Consider the following 22,406-nt stretch of genomic DNA (forward strand, 5'->3'; position numbering starts at 1 on the left):
CCCCACCTCCGGCGCCTACGCCACGGCAGCCTTGAGGGCCGCCGCGATGCGCTTCAGCCCGGCCTCAAGGTCGCCCTTGATGTGGACCCGCAGCGCCCGCCGGCCCCGCTCGGCCAGCACGGCGAAATCACCCCGCGCCTGCGCGGCCACGACGGTGGCGAAGCCGAGGGAGCGGCCCGGGATCGGCAGGTCCTGCGACGGATCCGCGGTGATCTGCAGGAACACGCCGGTATCCGGGCCGCCCTTGTAGGCCTGACCGGTGGAGTGCAGGAACCGGGGCCCGAACTCCAGGCAGGTCGCCACCTTGCGGGTGTCGCGTACGGCGATCCGTGCCTCCTGGAGGATATCGGCGGCCTCGGCGTTGCGCGGCACGTAGGCGAGCAACCCGAGGTAATCGCCGTCCTTCAGCCGGGCGATCTGCGCCTTGAGCGCAGGCTCCAGGCCGTCGGTCGCCTGCTTCAAACCGTCCGCGTTCTGCGGGTCGGCGTAGAGGGCGATCGCATCATCCGAGAAGAGCGGCGTCTCCGCGGGGAGGGCGCCGCTCGCCTCGGCCTCGGCGAACAGCTTCTTGGTCTCGACCTTGCTGGCCTCGACGTCGGGCTGGTCGAACGGGTTGATGCCGATCACCGCGCCGGCCACGGCGGTGGCCATCTCCAGCCGGTAAAATTCCTGCGGCAGCTGCTCGACCGAATCGAGGGTGATGCGGGCGATCGGGTGGCCGTCCCGCTCCAGGGCCCGCAGGGCCTCGTCCTGCGCCGCCTCGGCGTTGCCGTCGAGGCGGAGATAGATGAAGAACCGGTCGTGCCCGTAGACCGCCGGAACGCCCACCGGCTCGCCGTCCACGGGAACCAAGCCCTTGCCCTGCTTGCCGGTCGATTCCGCGATCAGCTGTTCGGCCCAGGCGCCGAAGCTCGCGATCGCCGGGGAGGCGACGATCGTCACCTTGTCGCGGCCGGCCAGCGCCGCCGCGCCCATGGCGGTCCCGAGCAGCACGCCCGGGTTCTGGGCCGGAGGCACCGCCGGGCCGCAGGAACGGACCATGATGCGGGCCGTCTCCAAAAGCGCCTTGACGTCGAGGCCCATGGCGGCCGCCGGCACGAGGCCGAAGGCCGAGAGCACCGAGTAGCGCCCGCCGATCTGCTTCACGCCGTAGAAGATGCGCTTGAACCCGTCCGCTTTCGCGGCCCGCTCCATGTCGGAGCCGGGGTCGGTGACGGCCACGAAGTGGTCGCCGGCCCGGTCGCCGAGCACGTCCTTGGCGCGCGCCAGGAAGTAGTCGCGGAAGACGTTGGGCTCCAGCGTCGAGCCGGATTTCGACGCGACGATGAACAGCGTCTTCGCCAGATCGATGCTCGCCTCCAGGGCGCGCACCTGATCCGGGTGGGTCGAGTCGAGGATCTGAAGCTTCGGGAAGCCTTCGCGCTGGCCGTAGGTCAGGCTCAGAACCTCCGGGCCGAGGCTCGATCCGCCCATGCCCAGCACGACGACGTCGGTGAAGCCTTCCGCCTTCACCCAGTCCGAGAAAGCCGCGTAGTCGGCGGCCTTCTCCAGTTCCTCCTCGACGATGTGCAGCCAGCCGAGCCAGTTCGCCTCGTCATGGCCGGACCAGACCGAGGCGTCGCCCGCCCAGAGCCGACGGATCGAACCGCTCGCGCGCCAGGATTCGACGGTCTTCTTGGCCTCGGCCGCGAGGGTTTCGTCCATGACGAGGCTCTGGCCGTCCAGCCGATGCCCCAGGAGCGCGGTGCGCTTGCCCGCCACGGCGCCGAGCAGATTGTCGGCGGCGTCGATGAAGAGCTGCACGCCCTCCTTCACCAGCTGCTCGGCGACGGCCTCGATGTCGATGCCGGACCGCGCGAGCTTGGCCATCACGGCCTCGGCGCCGGGCACGTCCTCCTCGATCGTCGCCCGCACCACGCCGTGGTCGCGGAACGCGTCCATGGTGGCGGGCGGCATGGTGTTGACGGTGTTCGGCCCGATCAGCTCCTCGACGTAGAGGACGTCCGAATAGGCCTTGTTCTTCGTGCCGGTGGAGGCCCAGAGCAGGCGCTGCGCCTTGGCGCCCTTCTCGGCCAGGGCCGTCCACTTGGACTCCGCGAAGATCCGCTTGTAGCGCTGGTAGGCGAGCTTGGCGTTGGCGATCGCCACCTTCCCCTTCAGCTGCTCCAGGGCGAATTTCTCGTCGGGATCGTTGGCCTCGGCGATCTTCTCGTCGAGGCGCTTGTCGACCAGGACGTCGATGCGGCTGATGAAGAAGCTCGCCACGCTGGCGACCTTCGAGACGTCGTGGCCGGCCTTCGCGCGCGCGTCGAGCCCGTCGATGAAGGCGCGGGCCACGGCCTCGTAGGCCTCCTGCGAGAACAGGAGGGTGACGTTGATCGAGATGCCCTCGCTGGTGAGCTGCCGGATCGCCGGGATACCCTCCGGTGTGGCCGGCACCTTCACCATCAGGTTGTCGCGGGCGACCGCCTTGTGCAGGCGCCGGGCTTCGGCCAGCGTCTCCTCGGTGTCGAGGGCGAGGTAGGGCGAGACCTCCAGGCTGACATAGCCGTCGGCCCCGTCGCTCGCCTCGTAGACCGGGCGGAGCACGTCGGCGGCCGCCTGGATGTCGGCGATGGCGAGACCCTCGTAGAGGTCGATGACGCGGCTGTCCCCGGTCACCTGAACGGCCTTCAGGCTGTCGTCGTACTCGTCCGAGTGCCCGATCGCCTTCTCGAAGATCGACGGGTTGGAGGTGACGCCGCGCAGGCCGTCGCGCTCGACGAGCTGCTTCAGTTCGCCTTTCTGGATGAAGCCGCGGGCCACGAAGTCGAGCCAGACCGCCTGATCCTGTGCGTCGTGCAGGGCCTTGAGCGCGTTCATGTCGGTTCCTCGTCTCGCGTGCCGCTACTTGCCGGGCGCTCTCCCTCCCCCCTCTGCGGGGGAGGGTGGCCCTCGCGTCAGCGAGGGTCGGGAGAGGGGGACCCGGGTTCAGGGAAGGTCGCGGCCTTCATATAAGGACGGCACCGTCCTGTGCACCGTCGCTCCCGTCTCCCGACCCCCTTCGGGGCCTCCCTCCCCCGCAGAGGGGCGAGGGAAGCGTCGCGCATCAGCTGTTACCGCTTATGCTTGGCCATCTGCGCCTTCGCGGCCTCCAGGACCTTGTCGGGGGTGAAGCCGAATTTGGTCTGGAGATCCTTGATCGGCGCCGAGGCGCCGAAGGTGTGCATGCCGATGATCGCGCCCTCGGAGCCGGCGTAGCGGTCCCAGCCGATGACGCTGCCCTGCTCGACGGCCACCCGTGCCTTGACGGCGGGCGGCAGCACCGAGTCGCGGTAGGCCTGATCCTGCCGCTCGAACAGGTCCCAGGACGGCATCGACACCACCCGGGCCTTCACGCCCTCGGCCTTCAGCGCCTCGTAGGCGCCGACGCAGAGCTGCACCTCGGAACCCGAGCCCAGCAGGATGACGTCGGGCGTGCCGTCGCAATCGGCGAGCACGTAGCCGCCCTTGGCGGTGCCGGAGGCCGCGCCGTACCGGGTCCGGTCGAGGGTCGGCAGCGGCTGGCGGGAGAGCGCGAGCACGGCCGGCTGGTTCCTCAGCGAGAAGATCACCCGGTAGGCCTCGGCCACTTCGTTGGCATCGGCCGGGCGCAGGGTCACGAGGCCCGGGATGCAGCGCAGCGACAGCAGCTGCTCGACGGGCTGGTGGGTCGGCCCGTCCTCGCCCACGCCGATCGAATCGTGCGTGAAGATGTGGAAGACCGGCAGCTCCATCAGGGCGGCGAGACGGATCGGCGGGCGCATGTAGTCGGCGAAAACCAGGAAGGTCGCGCCGTAGGCCCGCAGCCCCGAGAGGCCGAGGCCGTTCACGATCGAGCCCATGGCGTGTTCGCGGACGCCGAAATGCAGGTTGCGGCCGCCCGGCGAGAACGGGCCGAACGAGCCCGCGCCCTCGAAGGTCAGGTTCGACTTGTTGGACGGCGCCAGATCCGCCGAGCCGCCGAGCAGGAACGGCACGTGCTGGGCGATGGCGTTCAGCACCTTGCCGGAGGATTCCCGGGTGGCGAGGCCCTTGGCGTCGGCCTCGAAGACCGGAATGTCCTTGTCCCAGCCGTGCGGCAGCCGGCCTTCCAGGAAGGCGTTCAGGTCCTCGGCGTGGGCGGCATCCGCCGCCTTGGCCTGGCTCAGCAGGCCCTGCCACGCGTCGTAGAGGCCGGCGCCGCGCTTGCCGATCCCATCGCGGAAATTCTCGCGGACGCCGTCCGGGACGAAAAACTGCGCGTCCTCCGGCCAGCCGTAGGCGCGCTTGGCCCCCTTGACCTCGTCTTCGCCCAGCGCGTCCGAGTGGGCCTTGGACGTGCCCTGCTTCTTCGGCGCCCCGTAGCCGATCACCGACTTGACGATGATCAGGGTCGGCCGGTCGTTGGTGGCGAGGAAGGTCTCGATCGAGCCGGCGAGCGCGTGCACGTCGTTGGCGTCCGCAACGCGCAGAACCTGCCAGCCATAGGCGAGGAACCGGGTGGCCACCTCCTCGCCGAAGGCCAGCTCGGTGTGGCCCTCGATGGTGATGGTGTTGTCGTCGTAGATCCAGCAGAGGTTCGCGAGCCGGAGGTGGCCGGCGAGGGACGCAGCCTCCGAGGCCACGCCCTCCATCAGGTCGCCGTCCGAGCACATCGCGTAGACGTTGTAGTCGAAGAGCGGCAGGTTCGGCCTGTTCAGGTGCTGGCCGAGGAAGCGGCTGCCCATGGCCATGCCGACCGAGTTGGCCACACCCTGGCCGAGCGGGCCGGTGGTGGTCTCGACGCCGGTGGTGAAGTGGTACTCGGGATGGCCCGGGGTCCGGCTGTCCAGCTGGCGGAACTTCTTGATGTCGTCCAGCGACACCGCCGGCGCGTTGCCGCCGTCGCTCTGCGCGACGCCCGCGAGATGCAGCAGCCCGTAGAGCAGCATCGAGGCGTGGCCGCAGGACAGCACGAAGCGGTCGCGGTTCGGCCAGTGCGGATGGGCCGGATCGTAGCGCAGGTAGCGGTTCCACAGGGTGTAGGCGACCGGCGCCAGCGCCATGGGCGCGCCGGCATGGCCGGAATTGGCCTTCTGCACCGCGTCGATCGCGAGCGTCCGGATCGTGTTGATGCTGAGCGTATCGATCTCAGCGAGGTCCGCCTTGGCGGGAGTGTCAGCACCGCTCATGATGTCGCGTCTTCCAGTTCGCCTCGCGCGGTCCGTTTCGCGGCTTCGCGCTGCCGTAGGACGGCGGGAGGGGCTCCGTTGGCCTTACCACCCTGCCGATCCGCCGGCCCTTCGCCGCGCGTATAGCTGAGCAGCGTGTTGACGAGCGCGACGTGCGTGAACGCCTGAGGGAAGTTACCCACAAGACGCTTGGCTTGCACGTCGTATTCCTCGCTGACCAGGCCGAGATCGGTGCAGATGCCGATCAGGCGCTCGATCAGCACCCCCGCTTCGTCGCGGCGCCCCAGGCCGATGAGGTTGTCGGCGTACCAGAAGGTGCAGGGCAGGAAAGCCCCCTCGCTGCCCGTCAGGCCGTCGGTCGTCTGGCCCTCGGTCTCGTAGCGGAGGATGAACCCGTCCCGCATCAGCCCCTTGCCGATCGCGTCGACGGTGCCGATCACCCGGGGGTCGTCCTGCGGCAGGAAGCCGGTATGGGCGATGAGCAGCAGGCTCGCGTCCAGCGCCTTCGAGCCATAGGACTGGACGAAGCTGTTGAGCGCGGGGTCGAAGCCCTTGGCGCAGACCTCGGCGTGGATCTCGTCCTTGATGGCGCGCCAGCGCTTGGCATGTTCCTCGGTGGCGCCCGATTCGTGCATCTCGTGCATGCGCAGGGCCCGGTCGAACGCCACCCAGGCCATGACCTTGGAATGGGTGAAGTGGCGCCGCCCGCCGCGCACCTCCCAGATCCCCTCGTCGGGCTCGCGCCATGCCTGTTCCAAGTGGCCGAGGATCGCGAGGCCGACCCGCAGGCCGTCCTGGCTCACCGGCAATCCGCGGGCATGAGCCTGATAGAGCGCGTCGAACAGCTCGCCGTAGACGTCGATCTGGAATTGGCTGGCGGCGGCGTTGCCGATTCGCACGGGCCTCGAATTCTCGTAGCCCGGCAGCCAGTCGAGCTCGATCTCGGGCAGCAGCCGCTCGCCGCCGATCCCGTAGAGGATGTGCGCCTGCTCGGGATTGCCGGCCACGGCCCGAAGCAGCCAGCCCAGCCAGTCCCGGGCCTCGTCGATATAGCCCGCATCCATCAGGGCGATCAGGGTCAGGGTCGAATCGCGCAGCCAGCAGAACCGGTAATCCCAGTTGCGGATCCCGCCGAGCCCCTCCGGCAGGGACGCCGTGGGCGCCGCCACGATGCCGCCGGTGGGTTCGTAGATCAGCGCCTTGAGGGTCAGCAGGGAGCGCTGGAGCATCCGGTCCCAGGGGGCGCCGCCCGCGCAGCGGCACGCCCAATCCCGCCAGTGCTGATCCGTGGCTTCGAGAACCTTGCGCGGCTCGATCGGGGGCGGATCGTCCTCGTGGGAGGCCCCGTAGCTCAGGACGAACCGGTGCTGGTCGCCGGCATGGACCGTGAACTCGGCCACGGTGGTCTGCGCCTCCGATCCCTTGAGATGGACATCGGAGCGCAGCACGACTTTGTGCGGTCCCGAGACGGCGCGCAGGTCGCCCAGCTCGGAGCGCGACACCCAGGGCACGGCCGAGCCGTAATCGAACCGGACCGCCATCTCCATCCGCATGGCGACCCGCCCGTGCACGCCCTCGACGAGGCGCACGAGATGCGATCCGTCGCCGACGGGCATGAAGTCCGTGACCAGGACCTCGCCGAGCCGCGTGGTGTGCCGCGTCTCCAGGACGAGGCTGCCCGGGCGGTAGGACCACCGGGTCTCGACGTGCTCCGCCTCGGGGAAGATCTTCCAGAAGCCGTGCGCCTCGGTGCCCAGCAGGCTGGTGAACAGGGCGGCCGCGTCGAAGCGCGGCCAGCACAACCAATCGACGCTGCCCTGCCGGCTGATCAGCGCGGCGCTGCGGCAATCCCCGACGAGCGCGTAATCCTCGATGCGTGCAGCCATCCGGCCCCGGCTCCGGTCCGCGGACGGAAGCTCGGTCCATCCGCTGCGACGCACCTAGGACGTCCGTCCACGAGATCCAGAGGTTTGGGGCCGGCCCGCGGATGCGGTCAGCGCAGGCAGTCGGCCACCGCCAAGGCCACCGAGCCCTGAACCGACGCCGCACCTTTGCGCACGAAGTCCGCGGCATCGCCGACCGCCCGGGCCGCAGGGACCAGCGTCTCGACCACCGAGGTGGCAAACGGCAGGGCCCGCCCAGGGAGCAGCGCATCCTCGGCCGGTTCGGCGGCTTCCGCGCGTCCGGGCGCCATGGGATCGATCGGGCTGCGGGGCAGCTCGGGGCAGCGCCGGCCCGGGCAGGGACGCCGACCCGCCACCGCCACATGGGACGTCGCCCGCGCCGCCGTCGCCGGACGGACGGGCAGGGCCCCCGTCCGCGAGACCGCAGCGTCCAGCGGGTACAGCTCGGCGAACGCGATCGCGGCCGGCGGCCGGATCGGCGACGCCACCGCGGCGACCGGTGCGAAATCCGTGGGTCCGAGAGCGGGGGATCCGCCCGCCCGGGCACCGGGGGGCACGGGATTGGACGACGGGCAGTAGAGCGAGGCCACACCCAGGAGCGCCACGACGGCCAGCGTCGGCAGGAAGGGCATGGACACGCGGCCATTCGCGGCATCCGTCAGGGCGGGCTGATCTGGCCTGCGCATCCGAATCACCGATCTCCCTGACCACCGTGAGGCGAAGAGAATGCGGCCAGCATTGCGGCGGAAGCTGGACCGTTTCTTTGCGCGGCGGTTACCGGCATCGTACATTGGGATTGCGCGGATGCGTCCGCGGCGGGCCCCGACGCGGGCACGGGCCTTGCTTAGGTCGCGGCGGCCCGAGCCGGGCCGTCCTCCAGAAGAAGACCCGCCCCGTCCCGGGCCAAGATGACCGAATCCAATCTCACCGTCGCCGTGATCGATCCGAGCCGCGCCCGCGCGGCCATTCTGGAGGAAGGCCTGCGCGCCGCCGGAATCGGGCGTGTGGTGGTGATTCCCGATACCGCCGACCTCATGGAACGCGTGGCCGCGCTGAAGCCCGACGTGGTGGTGATCCATCTGGAGAGCCCGAGCCGGGACATCCTGGAGCAGATGTCGGGCGTTTCCCGGCAGGTCGAGCGGCCGGTGGCGATGTTCGTCGACCGCTCGGATTCGACCATGATGCAGGCCGCCGTCGATGCCGGGATCTCCGCCTACGTGGTGGACGGGCTGCGGGCGGAACGGATCAAGTCGATCCTCGACATCGCGATCCTGCGCTTCAACGCCTTCGCGCGCCTCCAGCGCGAGTTGACGGAGGCGCGCAGCGAACTCGCCGACCGCAAGCTGATCGAGCGGGCGAAGGGCATCCTGATGACCATGAAGGGCCTGTCCGAGGACGAGGCGTACAAGCAGCTGCGCCGCAAGGCCATGAACGAGAAGCGCAAGATCGTCGACATCGCCCGGGCGATCGTCACCACCGCGGACCTGCTCGGATGAGGCTCCAGCTCGGCTACGTCCCGCTCTGCGATGCGGCCCCCCTGATCGCGGCCCATGAACTGGGCTTCGCCCGGGCCGAGGGGCTCGACCTCGACCTCACCGCCGAGCCCTCCTGGGCGACCCTGCGCGACCGGCTGGCGCTGGGGCACCTCGACGGCGCGCACATGCTGGCGCCGCTGGCGTTGGCGAGCCGGCTCGCCTTGTCCGGGCCGCCCTCCGACCTGATCGTGCCGCTCCAGCTCAGCACCGACGGCAATGCCCTCACGCTGTCCCGCACCCTCTGGGCGGCGATGGCCCCCGACAGCGAGGCCCTGCCGGATGTCGCCCGCGCCTTCGCGGGCGTCGCGGAGATGCGGCACCGCGCCGGAGACCCGCTCACCCTCGGCACCGTGCATCCCTTCTCGTGCCACAGCTACCAGCTACGGCTGTTCGCCGAAGCCGGGAGCCTCGACCCTGCCGCGTTCCGCACGGTCGTGGTCCCCCCGCAACATTGCGTGGAGGCCCTGGCCCGCGGCCTGGTCGACGGATTCTGCGCCGGCGCACCCTGGAACGACGTGGCGGCCGAGGCCGGCCATGGGCGCATCGCCGTCCACGGCAGCGCCCTCGCGCCGAACGCGACCGAGAAGGTCCTGGCCGTCTCCGCACGGCTCGACGGCGCGATCCTGCCGCTGGTGCGGGCGGTCGCCCGGGCGGGACGCTGGTGCGCGGATCCGGAGAACCGGACCGAGCTGATCCATCGCCTCGCACGCCGGACCTATCTGAATCTCGATCCGGCGTTGGTCGCGCGGACCTTTTCCGACGGTCCGGACGGCATGGCCGAGACGGGTGCGCGTCTCCGCTTCGGCGCGGCGATCGAGGAGCCGCGCGCGGCGCAGGCCCGCTGGGTGCTGGAGCAGATGCGCGCCGCGCAGCAGATCCCCGGGCCTTTCGACATCCCGGCGGCGATCACGACCGTCTACAGACACGACCTTTACCGGCAGGCGGTCGCCGACATCTGAGGCCCGCGACACTTCGCGCCATTCGTCATCCACCCGCAACGCCAGCGCGAACAGCCGCGGAACGTCGGGCGGGCTCGCCCGTTGTGCCTACGCCATGCCTGGATGTCGCAAACTCGAAACTGGATCGTTGATGTCGCATCCGCGCGGGCGGGTCGAACTTCGACGCTACGTATGCCGGGGCGGCCGCGTCCCCCGCGCCTGCAACGACAACCGGCGGGCCGGTGCGCGCCACGCTTGGTACTGGGTGCTGGCGGCCGGCGCGATGCCGACCCTGGGCCTCCTGGCGATGCTGTCGCAGCTGCTGTAGCCCCCACATCAATTGGACTGGTTATCGTCCAGCGAGAGTGGGAGCTGATTGCCCGCGGTGTCCAAAAGGACAGACTTCGACATTCGTTACAGGTAGAATGCCGTTCAAATACGGAAGTTGTTCACATATAAGTTCGATATTTCGTCGTCGAAGTATTCTCGACCGACTTTTGCTCGCTCTCCAGTTTGCCCGTGTCGTGATCCGACGACGGTGAGCGTCAACCCGACCCTCCGTCAGTCCGGAAGACATCCTTAATCCTCCGCAGCTTGCCCCACCGCGCCGCTGGCGCGTGATCGCTTTTGCGACGAGCCGCACAGATTTTGTGCAGCGCCGACGGGCGGCCCCTGGGGCACCTCCGTTCTGCAGGCCTCGCCCCGGCGTCAGCGTCCGCGCGCGCCGTGCGGCGCATTTCGATTGGCACGGAACCTGCGTGGCGAGCCGCGTCCGTCAACGGCGACGGACAGCGCCGTCAGCGAGGCCGCTGATCCGGTTCTCCTGGGGCTGAAGCCTGCCGGGAGACGACCGGCAGCGGCTTTTTCGTGGGCGGTCCGCCAACGACCCTGCAATCGAGGTTCCAGACACGATCGAGCGATGGCGACATCCCCTAAGGACACACGCGGACACGACGCGCGCGCCGAGAGCGGCCTGCCGCGCGAGACATTGGTCGTCGTCGGCAACGGCATGGCCTCCCTGCGATTCCTGGAGCGGCTCACGGAGATCGCGCCCGGCCGTTACGACATCACCTGCATCGGCGCCGAGCCGACGGTCGCCTACAACCGGGTCCTGCTCTCCTCGCTGCTCGGCGGCGAGGTCGACGAGGCCGCCTGCGCCTTCCGCGGCCTCGACTGGTACGCGGATCACGGCATCCGCCTGATCACCGGCGCGCCGGCGACCCGGATCGACCGGGAGAACGGGTACGTCCGCGTGGGCGAGACCCACGTCCTGCCCTTCGACAGGCTGGTCCTCGCGGTCGGCTCCCTGCCGATCCGCCTGCCGAAGCCCGGCATGGATCTCCCCGGCGTCATCACCTTCCGCGACCTCGCCGACGTGGCGGCGATCCGGAAGGCCGCCGTGCAGCACGCCCGGGCGATCGTCATCGGCGGCGGCCTTCTCGGCCTGGAGGCGGCGGTCGGGCTCGCGCGCCTCGGCGTCGAGACCACGCTGCTCCACGTCATGGACCGGCTGATGGAGCGCCAGCTCGACCACCATGCCGCCGCGCTCGTGAAGCGTGCCATGGAGGCGCGGGGGGTTCGGGTGATCCTCAAGGCGGATACCGCCCGCCTCGAAGGAGACGGCCGCGTCGAGCGCCTCGTCCTGGCGGACGGCACCGCGCTCCCGGCCGACCTCGTGGTGATGTCGGTGGGCGTGCGCCCCTCGGTGGCGCTGGCGCAGGACGCGGGACTGGCGGTCGGCCGGGGCATCACGGTCGACGACCGGATGACCACCTCGGACCCGCGGATCTTCGCGCTCGGCGAGTGCGCTGAGCACCGCGGCCAGATCTACGGCCTGGTCGAGCCCGCCTACGAGCACGCCGAGACGCTCGCCCGCCACCTCGCCGGCGAGCCGGCCGAGTACCGGGGCACGGCCCTGTCCACGAGCCTGAAGGTGTCTGGCCTGCCGGTCTTCTCGGCCGGGATCGTGGACACGCCCGACGATGCGGAGGCGATCGTGCTCTCCGACCCCGGCGCCGGCCTCTACCGCAAGCTTCTGGTGCGCGATGGGAAGCTGATCGGCGCGGTGTTCGTCGGCGACATCGCCGAGCAGGGCGCCTGCAAGGGGCTGATCCGCTCCGGCGACCCGATCGAGAACGTGGACGACTTGATGTTCGGGCGCCCCGTGCCCGAGCCGCTGGCTGCTTGAGGAGGCGCGGATGTCCGAGACCACCACCCAGAGCGCCGCAGGCGCGTTCGAGGCCGAGCAGAAGCGCTATCTCGAGGGCTTCGCCTCCGGCATCGCCGCCGTCCGCATGACCGGCGGCCTCGCCGCGGGCGGGGCCGGGGCGGCCGCGCCGCCCGCCGAGCCCACGGGCCCGGACGCGATCCACATCAAGGCACAGGACAAGACCGTCAAGGCGGGCGGCAAGCTCTGCGACCAGGAGAAGTGGAAGCGCGCCGAGAACCCGTTCGACGGCCACAACCGCCTGATCCAGGAGGCCGCCGCCGGCAAGCAGCCGAAGCCCGAGGACAATTTCCGCTGGCGCTACCACGGCCTGTTCTGGGTCGCGCCGAACCAGGTCTCGTACATGTGCCGGCTGCGGATCCCCAACGGGATCCTGCACCATTGGCAGTTCGCGGGCGTCGCCGACCTCGCCGACGAGCATGGCGGCGGCTACGTCCACGTGACCACCCGGGCGAACCTCCAGGTGCGGGAGATCGGCCCCGAGCATGCCCAGCCCTTCCTCGACGGGCTCACCGATATCGGCCTCACGGCCCGGGGGGCGGGCGCCGACAACATCCGCAACGTCACCGGTTCGTCGACCGCCGGCATCGACGCCCAGGAGCTGCTGGACACGCGCCCGCTCGCCAAGTCCTGGCACAACTGGATCCTGAACGACCGCTCCCTCTACGGCCTGCCGCGCAAGTTCAACGTCGCCTTCGACGGCAGCGGCGTGATGCCGACCCTGGAGGAGACCAACGACATCGGCTTCCAGGCGGTGGAGGTTCTCGACGGCGCTTCGGTGCCTCCGGGGATCTACATGCGCCTCGTGCTCGGCGGCATCTCGGGCCACCGCGACCTCGCCCGCGACACCGGCATCGTCCTGAAGCCGGAAGACTGCAACACCGTCGCAGACGCGATCATCCGGGTGTTCATCGAGAACGGCGACCGGACGAACCGCAACAAGAGCCGGATGAAGTACGTCCTCGACGCCTGGGGCTTCGACAAGTACCTCGCCGCCGTCGAGGACAAGCTCGGCCGCAAGCTCGACCGGGTCGCGCCCGAGCACGTGGCGCCGCGTAAAGCCACCGACCGCTACGCCCATGTGGGCGTCCACGCCCAGAAGCAGCCCGGCCTTAACTGGGTCGGCGTGGTCCTGCCGGTCGGCAAGATGACGAGCGATCAGGTGCGGGCGCTCGCCAAGATCGCCGCGGAGTGCGGGGACGGCCAGATCCGCCTCACCGTCTGGCAGAACTTCATTTTTTCCGGTGTTCCGGACGCGAAGGTCGCCGAGGTGGAGGCTCGCGTGGACGCGCTCGGCCTCACCACCAAGGCCGCCGGCATCCGCTCCGGCCTCGTGGCCTGCACGGGCGCCAAAGGCTGCAAGTTCGCGGCCTCCGACACCAAGGGCCACGCGCTGATCATCGCCGACCATGTCGAGAAGGCCGTGCCGAACCTCGACGTGCCGGTGAACGTCCACCTCACCGGCTGCCACCACAGCTGCGCCCAGCACTACATCGGCGATATCGGGCTGATCGGCGCCAAGGTCGTCGTCTCGGAGGAGGGCGACACCGTCGAGGGCTACGACGTCGTGGTCGGCGGCGGCTTCGCCGAGAACCCGAAGATCGGCACCGAGATCTGGAAGGCCGTGAAGGCCGAGGATGCGCCCTCCCGCGTCGAGGCGCTGCTGCGCGCCTACCTCGCCCTGCGACAGGGCCCCGAGGAGAGCTTCCAGGCCTTCACCAGCCGCACCGGCGCGGAGGCGCTCCGCGACGCCGCCGAGGACCAGCCCGCCCTGAAGGCCGCCGCATGACCCAGCACGTCTCGCCCCCCCTCGTCCTGATCCCCGAGACCGCGCCCTTCAACGAGGACCAGCGCGCCTGGCTCTCGGGCTACTTCGCGGCCCTGCTCGGCCCCGCCGTCGCGGGCGCCACGGCGCTCGCGCCCGGCGAAGGCCCCGCGACCGGGCCGAAACTGGCCGACAACGACGACGCCCCCTGGCACGACCCGTCGATGCCGCTCGGCGACCGGATGGAGATGGCCAAGGACCGGCCCGAGCCGCAGAAGCTGATGGCCGCCATGGCCCAGCAGGATTGCGGCCAGTGCGGCTACAACTGCGCCGACTACGCCAACGCGATCTTTCTGAAGAACGAGGCGCGCCTGAACCTTTGCCAGCCCGGCGGCAAAGAAACCCTGCGCATGCTCAAGAAGCTGGACGAGGAGTTCGGCGCCGCCGGAGGCGCCCCGGCCGCACCGAAGGCGGACGACGACGCCCCGAAGGCCGCCGCCGACCTCGGGCCGCTCGGCTTCTGCCGCGAGAACCCGGTCGAGGCGCTGTTCCTGTCCCGCCGCCGTCTCAACGATCCGGGCGGCGAGAAGGAGACGTGGCACATCGAGATCGGGCTGGACGGCACGCCGATCCAGTACGAGGTCGGCGATTCGCTGGGCCTGTTCCCCGCCAACGCCCCAGCGCTGGTCGACGCGGTGATCGCGGAGCTCGGCGCCCGGCCCGAGCGGGTGATCGGCGAGAAAACCCTGCGCGAGCACCTGCTGATCAACTACGCGCTGGGTGCCGCGCCGGACAACCTCTACCAGCTCCTGTCGCTCCTCACCTCGGGCGCGGCGCGCAAGAAGGCGCAGGCGCTGGCCTCCGGCGAGGATCCGGACGGCGATGCCGCCTATCTCGACGTCCTCGGCGCCCTGCACAAGTTCCCGGGCGCGCGGCCCGACGCCGAGGTCTTCCTGGAGGCTTTGGACGAGCTGCAGCCGCGGCTCTATTCGATCTCGTCCTCGCCCAAGATGGATGTCGGCCGCGTGTCCCTGACGGTGGACGCGGTGCGCTACAACCACCGCTCGCGGCTGCGGCTCGGCGTCGCCTCGACCCATCTCGGCGAGCGCCTGCCCGAGCAGACCAAGGTGAAGGTCTATCTTCAGAAGGCGCACGGCTTCGGGCTGCCGGCCGATCTGTCGAAGGACGTGATCATGTGCGGCCCCGGCACCGGCATCGCGCCGTTCCGGGCGTTCCTGCGGGAACGCGCCGCCACTCAGGCGCCCGGCCGCAACTGGCTGTTCTACGGTCACCAGCGCCAAGCCAGCGACTTCTTCTACAAGGACGAGCTGACTCAGCTGAAGGACGACAAGGTGCTCACCCGCCTGTCCCTGGCCTGGTCCCGGGACGGCAAGGAGAAGACCTACGTCCAGGACCGGATGCGGGAGAACGGCGCCGAGCTCTGGAAGTGGCTCGAGGGCGGCGCGCATTTCTACGTCTGCGGCGACGCCAAGCGCATGGCCAAGGACGTCGAGCGGGCGATCATCGACGTGGCCGCGCAGCACGGAGGCAAGAGCCCCGAGGATGCGGTGGCGTATCTCGCGGCGCTCAAGAAGGCCGGGCGCTATCAGGCCGACGTGTACTGAGCAGCCCAACCCTCCCCCCTCTGCGGGGGAGGGTGCCCCGCGGATGCGGGGCGGGAGAGGGGAGCGACGGTGCAGAAGAGGGCTGTGGCCTTCATGAAGGCTGCACTCCTCCCGGAAGCGTCGCTCCCCTCTCCCGACCCCCTTCGGGGGCCACCCTCCCCCGCAGAGGGGGGAGGGAGACGCGGCGCGAACCTTCGAGGACTTCAGCCATGACCCAGCCAGTCGCGGCGTCGACGGTGCGGACCACCTGCCCCTATTGCGGGGTCGGGTGCGGCGTGCTCGCGAGTCCGGACGGGCAGGGCGGCGCCATGATCGCGGGCGACACCGACCACCCGGCCAATTTCGGGCGCCTGTGCTCGAAGGGCTCGGCGCTGGGCGAGACCCTGTCGCTGGAGAACCGCCTGCTTCACCCGCAGGTCGACAACGCGCAGGTCTCATGGGATGCGGCCCTCGACACCGTGGCGGGCAAGCTCCGCGCGGTGGCCGAGGAGCACGGCCCGGACGCGATCGCCTTCTACCTGTCGGGCCAGCTCCTCACCGAGGATTATTACGTCGCCAACAAGCTCGCGAAGGGCTTCATCGGCACGCCGCACGTGGACACCAATTCCCGGCTGTGCATGTCGAGCGCGGTGGCGGCCCACCGCCGGGCCTTCGGCTCCGACACGGTGCCGGGCTGCTACGAGGATCTCGACGAGGCCGACCTGATCGTGCTGGTCGGCTCCAACACCGCGTGGTGCCACCCGATCCTGTTCCGCCGCATGGCCGACGCCAAGGCGCGCCGCGGGACCAAGTTCGTGGTCATCGACCCCCGCCGGACCCAGACCGCGGAGGAATCCGACCTGTTCCTCGGCATCCGGCCAGGCACCGACACCGCGCTGTTCTCGGGCCTGCTGGTCTACCTGTCGGACAACGGCTTCCGCGATCGCGCTTTCATCGATTCCCATACGGCCGGCCTCGATGGCGCCCTCGACCGCGCCCGCCAGATCGCGCCGGACGTGGCGGCGGTCGCCGCCGTCACCGGCGCGCCGGAGGCCGACATCGCGGCCTTCTACGCCCTGTTCGCCGGTACCCGCCGGGTGGTCACGGCCTTCTCGCAGGGGGTGAACCAGTCGGCGCAGGGCACCGACAAGGGCAACAGCATCATCAACTGCCACCTCGTCACCGGCCGCATCGGCGAGACCGGGATGGGGCCGTTCTCCCTGACCGGCCAGCCCAACGCCATGGGCGGGCGCGAGGTCGGGGGGCTGGCCAACATGCTGGCGGCCCACATGCACTTCACCCCCGAGGAGGTGGACCGGGTGCGCCGCTACTGGGGCGCACCGCGGATCATCACCGGCGAGGGCATGAAGGCGGTGGCGCTGTTCGAGGCGATCGCCCGGGGCAAGATCAAGGCGCTGTGGGTGATGGGCACCAACCCGCTGGTCTCGATGCCGCGGGCCGACGCGATCCGGGAATCGCTCGCCGGCCTCGACCTCTACGTGGTGTCCGAGGCGGTGGCGGATTCCGACACCGCCCGGGGCCTGGGTAAAACCACGGTGCTGCTGCCCGCCCAGGCCTGGGGCGAGAAGGACGGCACGGTCACCAATTCCGAGCGGCGGATCTCCCGCCAGCGCCGCTTCCTCGCGAGCCCCGGCGAGGCGCGGCCGGACTGGGCGGCGCTGGCCGATGTCGGCCGCCGCCTCGGGCACGGAAAGGCCTTCGCGTTCGACTCCGCCGCCGCGATCTTCCGCGAGCATGCCGGGCTCTCGGCCTATGAGAACAACGGCACCCGCGACTTCGACCTCGGCGCGCTCGCCGACATCAGCGACGCCGCCTACGACGTGACCCTGCCGGTGCAGTGGCCCATCCCGAAGCGCTCCGGCTTCCGGGGCGCCCCGCAGGGCAAGGCCAGGCTGTTCGGCGACGGCCGGTTCTACACCTTCGACCGGCGCGCCCGCTTCGTCGCGGTGCAGCCGCCGGCCCTCGCGCTCGCGGCCTCGCCGGCGTTCCCGCTCATGCTCAACACCGGCCGGGTCCGCGACCACTGGCACACGATGACGCGCACCGGGAAGAGCCAGCGCCTCTCGGCGCACCGGGCCGTCCCGTTCGTCGAAATCCACCCGGACGACGCGGCGGCTCACGGCCTGGCGGAGGGCGACATCGCCCGGCTCTCGACCGAGCACGGCGCGGCCGAGCTGGAGGTGACGGTCACCGACACGGTGGTGCCGGGCAATCTGTTCATGCCGATGCACTGGGGCGGCGCCTTCGCGTCGCAGGCCCGGGTCGGCGCGCTGGTGCGCGGCATGACCGACCCAGTCTCGGGCCAGCCCGAACTCAAGGCGACCCCGGCGGCCATCGCGTCCGTCGGCTACCGCGCCCGCGGCTTCCTGCTGACGCGCCGGCAGGTGGCGATGCCCGAGGGCTGGTGGTGGGCGCGCGCCGCGATCACCGGCGGCTGGGGCGCGCAGTTCGCCACCGCCGACAGCTCCCGGGCAGTGGCGCTGATGGTGCGCGGCCTGATCCAGAGCGAGGCCCTGTCGGGCTGCGAGCTGGCGGAATATGCCGATCACACCCGCAACCGCTACCGCTGCGCGGTCTATGACGGCGACCGCCTCGTCGCCTGCCTCGCCTACGCGCCCGCGGGGGAACGGCCGGACTGGGAGGCCGCCAAGGCCCTGTTCGCCACCGAGGTGCCCGACGCCGCCGAGCGACGGGCGCTGCTCTCGGGCCGCGCGGCCACGGCCTCGGCGGGGCCCGTGGTCTGCGCCTGCCACGGCGTCGGCGCCGACGTCATCGCCACCACCATCGCCGGGGGCGCCGCCTCCGTCGAGGCGGTGGGCGCCGCCTGCAAGGCCGGCACGAATTGCGGCTCGTGCATACCGGAGATCCGCAAGATGCTGGCCGGGCAGACCGCATGCGCCGCGTGATTTTCTGATACACTTGCCGGCGAGGACAGACCGACCCGTCCAACCGGACCCCCTCATCCTGGGGGGGTGGACAGGAGAGGCCGGTTCGAGACGATTCAGGACAGGCCCGTGACCGAGACCCCCCTGCGCGCAGCCCGCGCCCCCCGCGAGACCAAGGCCGCCGGCCTGGAGCCGCTGGCGGTGCTGCCCGTCTTCGTGCCCCTGCGCGGCAAGCGGGTGGTTCTGGCCGGATCCTCCGGCGGGGCGCCGTGGAAGGTGAAGGTCCTGGCGGCGGCCGGCGCCCATGTGGACGTCTACGCCCCCGATCCCGGCGAGGAGCTGCGCGCGGTCCCGGGCGAGATCGTCGATGGGCACGTCACGCTGCACGAGCGCGCCTGGACGCCGGACGACCTCTGGGGCGCGGCCTTCTGCATCGGCGCCCTGGAGGACGAGGCCGAGTGCGTCGCCTTCGTGGTGGCGGCCCGCGGAGCCGGGGCGATCGTCAACGCGGTCGACCGCCCGCATCTCTGCGACGTGAAGTTCGGCGCCATCGTCAACCGCTCGCCGCTGGTCGTGGGCATCTCGACGGAGGGCGCCGCCCCGGTCTTCGGCCAGACCGTGCGCGCCCGGATCGAGGCGATGCTGCCCCGGGGCTTCGCCCGCTGGGTCGGCGCCGCCCGCGACTGGCGCGACGGCGTCACGGCGCGCTTCCACGGCTTCGCGGAGCGCCGTGCCTTCTGGGAGCGCTTCACCGACCGGGCCTTCGCGGAGCCGGACCGCGCCCCCTCCGACACGGATCTCGCGGAGTTGCTCGGCGAGACGGAAGCCGCCCCGAAGGGCGGAGCGGTGACCCTGGTCGGGGCCGGCCCCGGCGACGCGGAGCTTCTGACCCTCAAGGCGCTGCGGGCGCTCCGCAACGCCGACGTGATCCTCTACGACGACCTCGTCGCCCCGGAGATCCTCGACTATGCCCGCCGCGAGGCGCGCACCATGCTGGTGGGCAAGACCGGCCACGGCCCGTCCTGCCGCCAGGACGACATCAACGCGCTGATGGTCCAGCTCGCCCGCTCGGGCAAGCAGGTGGTGCGGCTGAAATCCGGCGACCCGCTGGTCTTCGGCCGGGCTGGCGAGGAGATCGAGGCCTGCCGGGCCGCCGGCATCCCGGTCACCGTGGTCCCCGGGGTCTCGGCCGCGCAGGGTGCAGCGGCGGCGCTCGGCGTGTCCCTGACCCATCGGGACGCCGCGCGCCGGCTCCAGTTCGTCACCGGCCACGACCGCCGCGGGGCGCTGCCGGACGACCTGAACTGGGGGGCGCTCGCCGATCCGAGCGTCACCACGGTGATCTACATGCCCAAGCGGACCCTGCGGGCGCTGCTGGCGCGCGCGGTGGAGGAAGGTCTGGCGCCGTCGACGCCGGCGCTGCTCGTGTTCAACGCGACGCGCCCGAACCAGCAGGCCCTGCGGGGCACGGCCGCCGACCTCGCCGACCGGGTGGAGGCGGCGGGGCTCGAAGGGCCGGCGCTGCTGATGGTCGGTACGGCCTTCTCGGAGATGCGGAGCGCCGTGACGGAAGACGGGGCGCAGAGCCGGATGGTCGTCTGACCGCACGGATCCCGCGTGCCCCGCGCGGCTTGCGACGATCTGAAACGGTTGCCGTGCCTGGGAAACGGCCCGCCCGGACCCAGAACTGCCCGTGGGCCCAGGCCTTGGGCAGAAACGGAGGGTGGAATGACACGGTCATGGATCAGCGCCGCGGCGGCGCTGGCGATGCTCGGCGGTTTCGGGCCGGCTTCGGCGGCCGACCACGCCGGGCTGGTGGTGGTTCCGGATGGCGCCTCCGCCACCTACGAGCCTGGCCCGCCCAACCTGCCCAAAGGGACCCAGATCAGCCGGATCGCGGGCGATCCGTCGAAGCCCGGCGCCTTCGTGCTGCGGGTGAAGGTACCGGCCAATACGGTGATCGCGCCGCACACCCATTCCAAGCCCGAGACGCTGACGATCCTCTCGGGCTCGATCCATCACGCGCATGGGCGGACCCTGGACAAGACCAAGGGTTCGGTGCTGAAGGCCGGCGGCTTCGTCTACCTGCCGGAGGACATGCCGCATTCGCTGTGGACCACCGACGAGCCGGTCGAACTGCAGGTCAACGGCTCCGGGCCGTTCGGGCTGAACTACATCAACCCCGCCGACGATCCGAGCCGGGACGCCGGCAAGCCCGGCTAGAAACGGGCGGGGGGCTCAGGTCTCGCCCGCCACGAACGCGCGCATCAGGTAGTGCGCGATCGCCATGGGCGGCGGGGCCTGGATCCCCTCGGGATGCGTCCCGTCGAGCATCGCCGCGACCGCGTCCCGGTCGAACCAGCGGGCATCCTCCAGCTCGTTCGGATCGGTCACGATGGCCGCGTCGAGGGCCTCGGCGGCGCAGCCAAGCATCAGTGAGGACGGGAACGGCCAGGGCTGCGACGTCCGGTAGGTAACGGCGCCGACGCGGATCCGCGTCTCCTCGAACACCTCGCGGCGGACCGCGTCCTCGATCGTCTCGCCGGGCTCCAGGAAGCCCGCGAGGCACGAGAACATGCCCGGCTTGAAATGCGGCCCCCGGCCGAGCAGGCAGGTGTCGCCCCGGCGCACCAGCATGATCACCACCGGATCGACCCGGGGGAAGTGGTGGGCGTCGCAACCCGGGCATTCGCGCCGGAAGCCGCCGGCCTTCGCCACCGTGGCGGTGCCGCACTTGGCGCAGAAGCCGTGGCGGGCGTGCCAGTCGAGCATCGACTTGGCCACGGCCAGCAGGCCGAGCTCCTCGGCCTCCACGGCGGATTCGGTGGCGATCGACCGCAGGTCGAGGGTGCGGACCGGCGCCTCGGCGAACCGCTCGGCCGCCTCGGCGGGGGCTGCGGCGGCGAAGACGGGCTGCCCGTCCCGGTGCCCGAGGAAGATGCGCGTCCCGCCGTCGAGGCCCGCGGCCTCCGCGGGGGCGATCAGCGCGGTCGATCCGCGCAGCACGATCCGGTCGCCGCAGATCAGGACGAGGCGCGCGTCCGGCGCGTCGAAGGCGGGCACCGCCTCCTCGGGCTGCTCGGACGAGTGGCGGTCGAGGCGGTTGCGGACGAATCCGAGGGTGTCGCGGGGATCGGTCATGCCAGGGTCAGGCCGCGGAGAACAGGGCGCCGGCGCGCTCGAGGAGCTGGGCGCGGGCGTGGGGTGGATAGGGCTTGCGGGTCTCGAACCCCCAGACCGGACCCGGCCAGGCCGGATCCGACCGGAATCGGCCGATGACGTGGACGTGGAGCTGCGCCACCACGTTGCCGAGGGCGCCGACATTCACCTTGTCGGGCTTCGACAGGGCCTGCATCACCCCCGTGGCGAGACGGATCTCCTGCCAGAGCGCGGCGGCATCGGCCTCGGAGAGATCGGTGATCTCGCAGAGGTCCGGGCGGCGCGGCACCAGGATCAGCCAGGGGAACCGGGCATCGTCCATCAGCAGCACGCGGCACACGGCGAGGTCGCCCACCTCTGCCGTGTCGGCGGAGAGGCGCGGGTCGAGGGTGAAGGCGGGCTCGGTCATCGGGACACGATGTAGCGCAGCTTCCGCATCGGCGCGCGGGTTTGGTGCGCCGCCGATGATGCGGCGCGGGTCTCGTCCGCCTCAGAGCCCCGGCACGACGCCCTGGCGGCCGACCGCGATCGTGCCGGCCACGAGGCCGCCCTCCGGGTGGGAGCGGGCGAAGATCGTCACGGCGGCGCCGGGCTGGAGCATGGCTTTCTCGCCCGGGGCGAACTGCGTCACCGGCGCGCCGTCCGGGATCGCGAAGGACGCCTGCCCGTCCTTGTAGGCGAGCGTCACGCGCATCGGCGGCCCCCTCTGCAGGTCGGCGACCCAGCCGGCCGTCAGGCTCGCGCCCTGCGCCGTGTCCCAGGGCTGGCTGCCCGCCTCGAAGCCGCGCTCCGAGGGCGAGTACAGGGTCACCGCGGTCGCCTGCCGCGGCTCGGGGCCGGCCTCGCCGATGACGCTGACGTAGCTCTCGGGTTTGATGTTGCGGAGGCTCGCGGCATTGACCGCGTAGATCCGGGTGCGCGGGACCATCCGCACGGTGAGGGTGCCGCCGCTGGCGCGGCGGATCTCCAGGCGCTCCGAGTCGGCCCGGACCACCGTGCCGCGGAACCGGACCGTCGTCGGCTCCGCCCGGGCGGCGCCGACGGCTGAGATCGCCAGAAGGCCGGCGAGGAAGAGGCGTCTCACGGGGCTCGTCACGGGACTCCTTTCGCGGCGTCGCACCATCCGGACGCGGGAGCCGAACGCCATGGGCCGGCGCCGGTTCCCGGCGCGGTCCCGGTTGCCGCCGGCCTGGTCCG

16 protein-coding genes are annotated in these 22,406 nt (G+C 71.1%); 9 read left to right on the forward strand and 7 right to left on the reverse strand.

All coding sequences use genetic code 11. The features are described 5' to 3' along the window. Window positions 1-15: 15 nt before the first annotated feature. The 4 genes from A3862_RS19610 to A3862_RS19625 all read right to left on the reverse strand — a co-directional run bounded on the left by A3862_RS19610 (window position 16) and on the right by A3862_RS19625 (window position 7,761). A complete protein-coding gene (locus tag A3862_RS19610; protein ID WP_111473905.1) occupies window positions 16-2,862 on the reverse strand; it encodes a bifunctional transaldolase/phosoglucose isomerase in 2,847 nt (948 codons plus the stop codon). Between the two features lie 233 nt (window positions 2,863-3,095). Then, complete coding sequence (tkt, locus tag A3862_RS19615) at window positions 3,096-5,171, reverse strand: transketolase (protein WP_043757540.1); 2,076 nt, start codon at window positions 5,169-5,171, stop codon at window positions 3,096-3,098. Then, on the reverse strand, window positions 5,168-7,057 hold the full coding sequence (locus A3862_RS19620) for a glycoside hydrolase family 15 protein (protein WP_043757538.1): 1,890 nt from the start codon (window positions 7,055-7,057) through the stop codon (window positions 5,168-5,170). The genes tkt and A3862_RS19620 overlap by 4 nt, the downstream gene beginning before the upstream one ends. A gap of 107 nt (window positions 7,058-7,164) precedes the next feature. Then, window positions 7,165-7,761, reverse strand: a complete 597-nt coding sequence (locus tag A3862_RS19625; RefSeq protein ID WP_043757535.1) for a hypothetical protein — start codon at window positions 7,759-7,761, stop codon at window positions 7,165-7,167. 222 nt (window positions 7,762-7,983) lie between these two features. Here A3862_RS19625 and A3862_RS19630 point away from each other — a divergent pair, with 222 nt between their 5' ends. The 9 genes from A3862_RS19630 (at window position 7,984) to A3862_RS19665 (ending at window position 20,273) form a co-directional block, all read left to right on the forward strand. Then, complete coding sequence (locus A3862_RS19630; protein WP_043353887.1) at window positions 7,984-8,571, forward strand: ANTAR domain-containing response regulator; 588 nt, start codon at window positions 7,984-7,986, stop codon at window positions 8,569-8,571. After that, window positions 8,568-9,569, forward strand: a complete 1,002-nt coding sequence (locus A3862_RS19635) for a CmpA/NrtA family ABC transporter substrate-binding protein (protein ID WP_043757532.1) — start codon at window positions 8,568-8,570, stop codon at window positions 9,567-9,569. Before A3862_RS19630 ends, A3862_RS19635 begins: the two co-directional genes overlap by 4 nt. Before the next feature lie 130 nt (window positions 9,570-9,699). Beyond that, window positions 9,700-9,876: a hypothetical protein gene (locus tag A3862_RS31595; protein WP_158498452.1), complete on the forward strand. Its 177-nt coding sequence runs from the start codon at window positions 9,700-9,702 to the stop codon at window positions 9,874-9,876. 591 nt (window positions 9,877-10,467) lie between these two features. Further along, a complete protein-coding gene (locus A3862_RS19640; RefSeq protein WP_052083615.1) occupies window positions 10,468-11,736 on the forward strand; it encodes an NAD(P)/FAD-dependent oxidoreductase in 1,269 nt (422 codons plus the stop codon). 10 nt (window positions 11,737-11,746) lie between these two features. After that, window positions 11,747-13,564 (forward strand): NirA family protein, encoded by a 1,818-nt coding sequence (locus A3862_RS19645; protein WP_043385007.1) that lies wholly within the window; start codon window positions 11,747-11,749, stop codon window positions 13,562-13,564. Further along, a complete protein-coding gene (locus tag A3862_RS19650; RefSeq protein WP_043385004.1) occupies window positions 13,561-15,165 on the forward strand; it encodes a sulfite reductase subunit alpha in 1,605 nt (534 codons plus the stop codon). Before A3862_RS19645 ends, A3862_RS19650 begins: the two co-directional genes overlap by 4 nt. 209 nt (window positions 15,166-15,374) lie before the next feature. Then, window positions 15,375-18,071, forward strand: a complete 2,697-nt coding sequence (locus A3862_RS19655) for a nitrate reductase (protein ID WP_111473906.1) — start codon at window positions 15,375-15,377, stop codon at window positions 18,069-18,071. 108 nt (window positions 18,072-18,179) lie between these two features. Next, a complete protein-coding gene (cysG, locus tag A3862_RS19660; protein ID WP_043384998.1) occupies window positions 18,180-19,652 on the forward strand; it encodes a siroheme synthase CysG in 1,473 nt (490 codons plus the stop codon). Window positions 19,653-19,778: 126 nt separating this feature from the next. Beyond that, window positions 19,779-20,273, forward strand: coding sequence for a cupin domain-containing protein (locus tag A3862_RS19665; protein ID WP_111473907.1), 495 nt, complete (start codon window positions 19,779-19,781; stop codon window positions 20,271-20,273). A 15-nt stretch (window positions 20,274-20,288) separates the two neighbouring features. Here the strand turns inward: A3862_RS19665 and nudC are convergent, their stop codons facing one another. The 3 genes from nudC to A3862_RS19680 all read right to left on the reverse strand — a co-directional run bounded on the left by nudC (window position 20,289) and on the right by A3862_RS19680 (window position 22,293). After that, complete coding sequence (gene nudC, locus A3862_RS19670; RefSeq protein WP_043351766.1) at window positions 20,289-21,191, reverse strand: NAD(+) diphosphatase; 903 nt, start codon at window positions 21,189-21,191, stop codon at window positions 20,289-20,291. A 7-nt stretch (window positions 21,192-21,198) separates the two neighbouring features. Further along, window positions 21,199-21,618 carry an HIT domain-containing protein gene (locus tag A3862_RS19675; RefSeq protein WP_043757523.1) on the reverse strand — a complete coding sequence of 140 codons (420 nt, stop codon included), beginning with the start codon at window positions 21,616-21,618 and terminating at the stop codon, window positions 21,199-21,201. Window positions 21,619-21,699: 81 nt separating this feature from the next. Further along, window positions 21,700-22,293, reverse strand: a complete 594-nt coding sequence (locus tag A3862_RS19680; RefSeq protein WP_236952938.1) for a hypothetical protein — start codon at window positions 22,291-22,293, stop codon at window positions 21,700-21,702. Window positions 22,294-22,406 lie beyond the last annotated feature (113 nt).

The sequence above is a fragment of the Methylobacterium sp. XJLW genome (assembly GCF_003254375.1).
In the GTDB taxonomy this organism is placed as follows: domain Bacteria; phylum Pseudomonadota; class Alphaproteobacteria; order Rhizobiales; family Beijerinckiaceae; genus Methylobacterium; species Methylobacterium fujisawaense.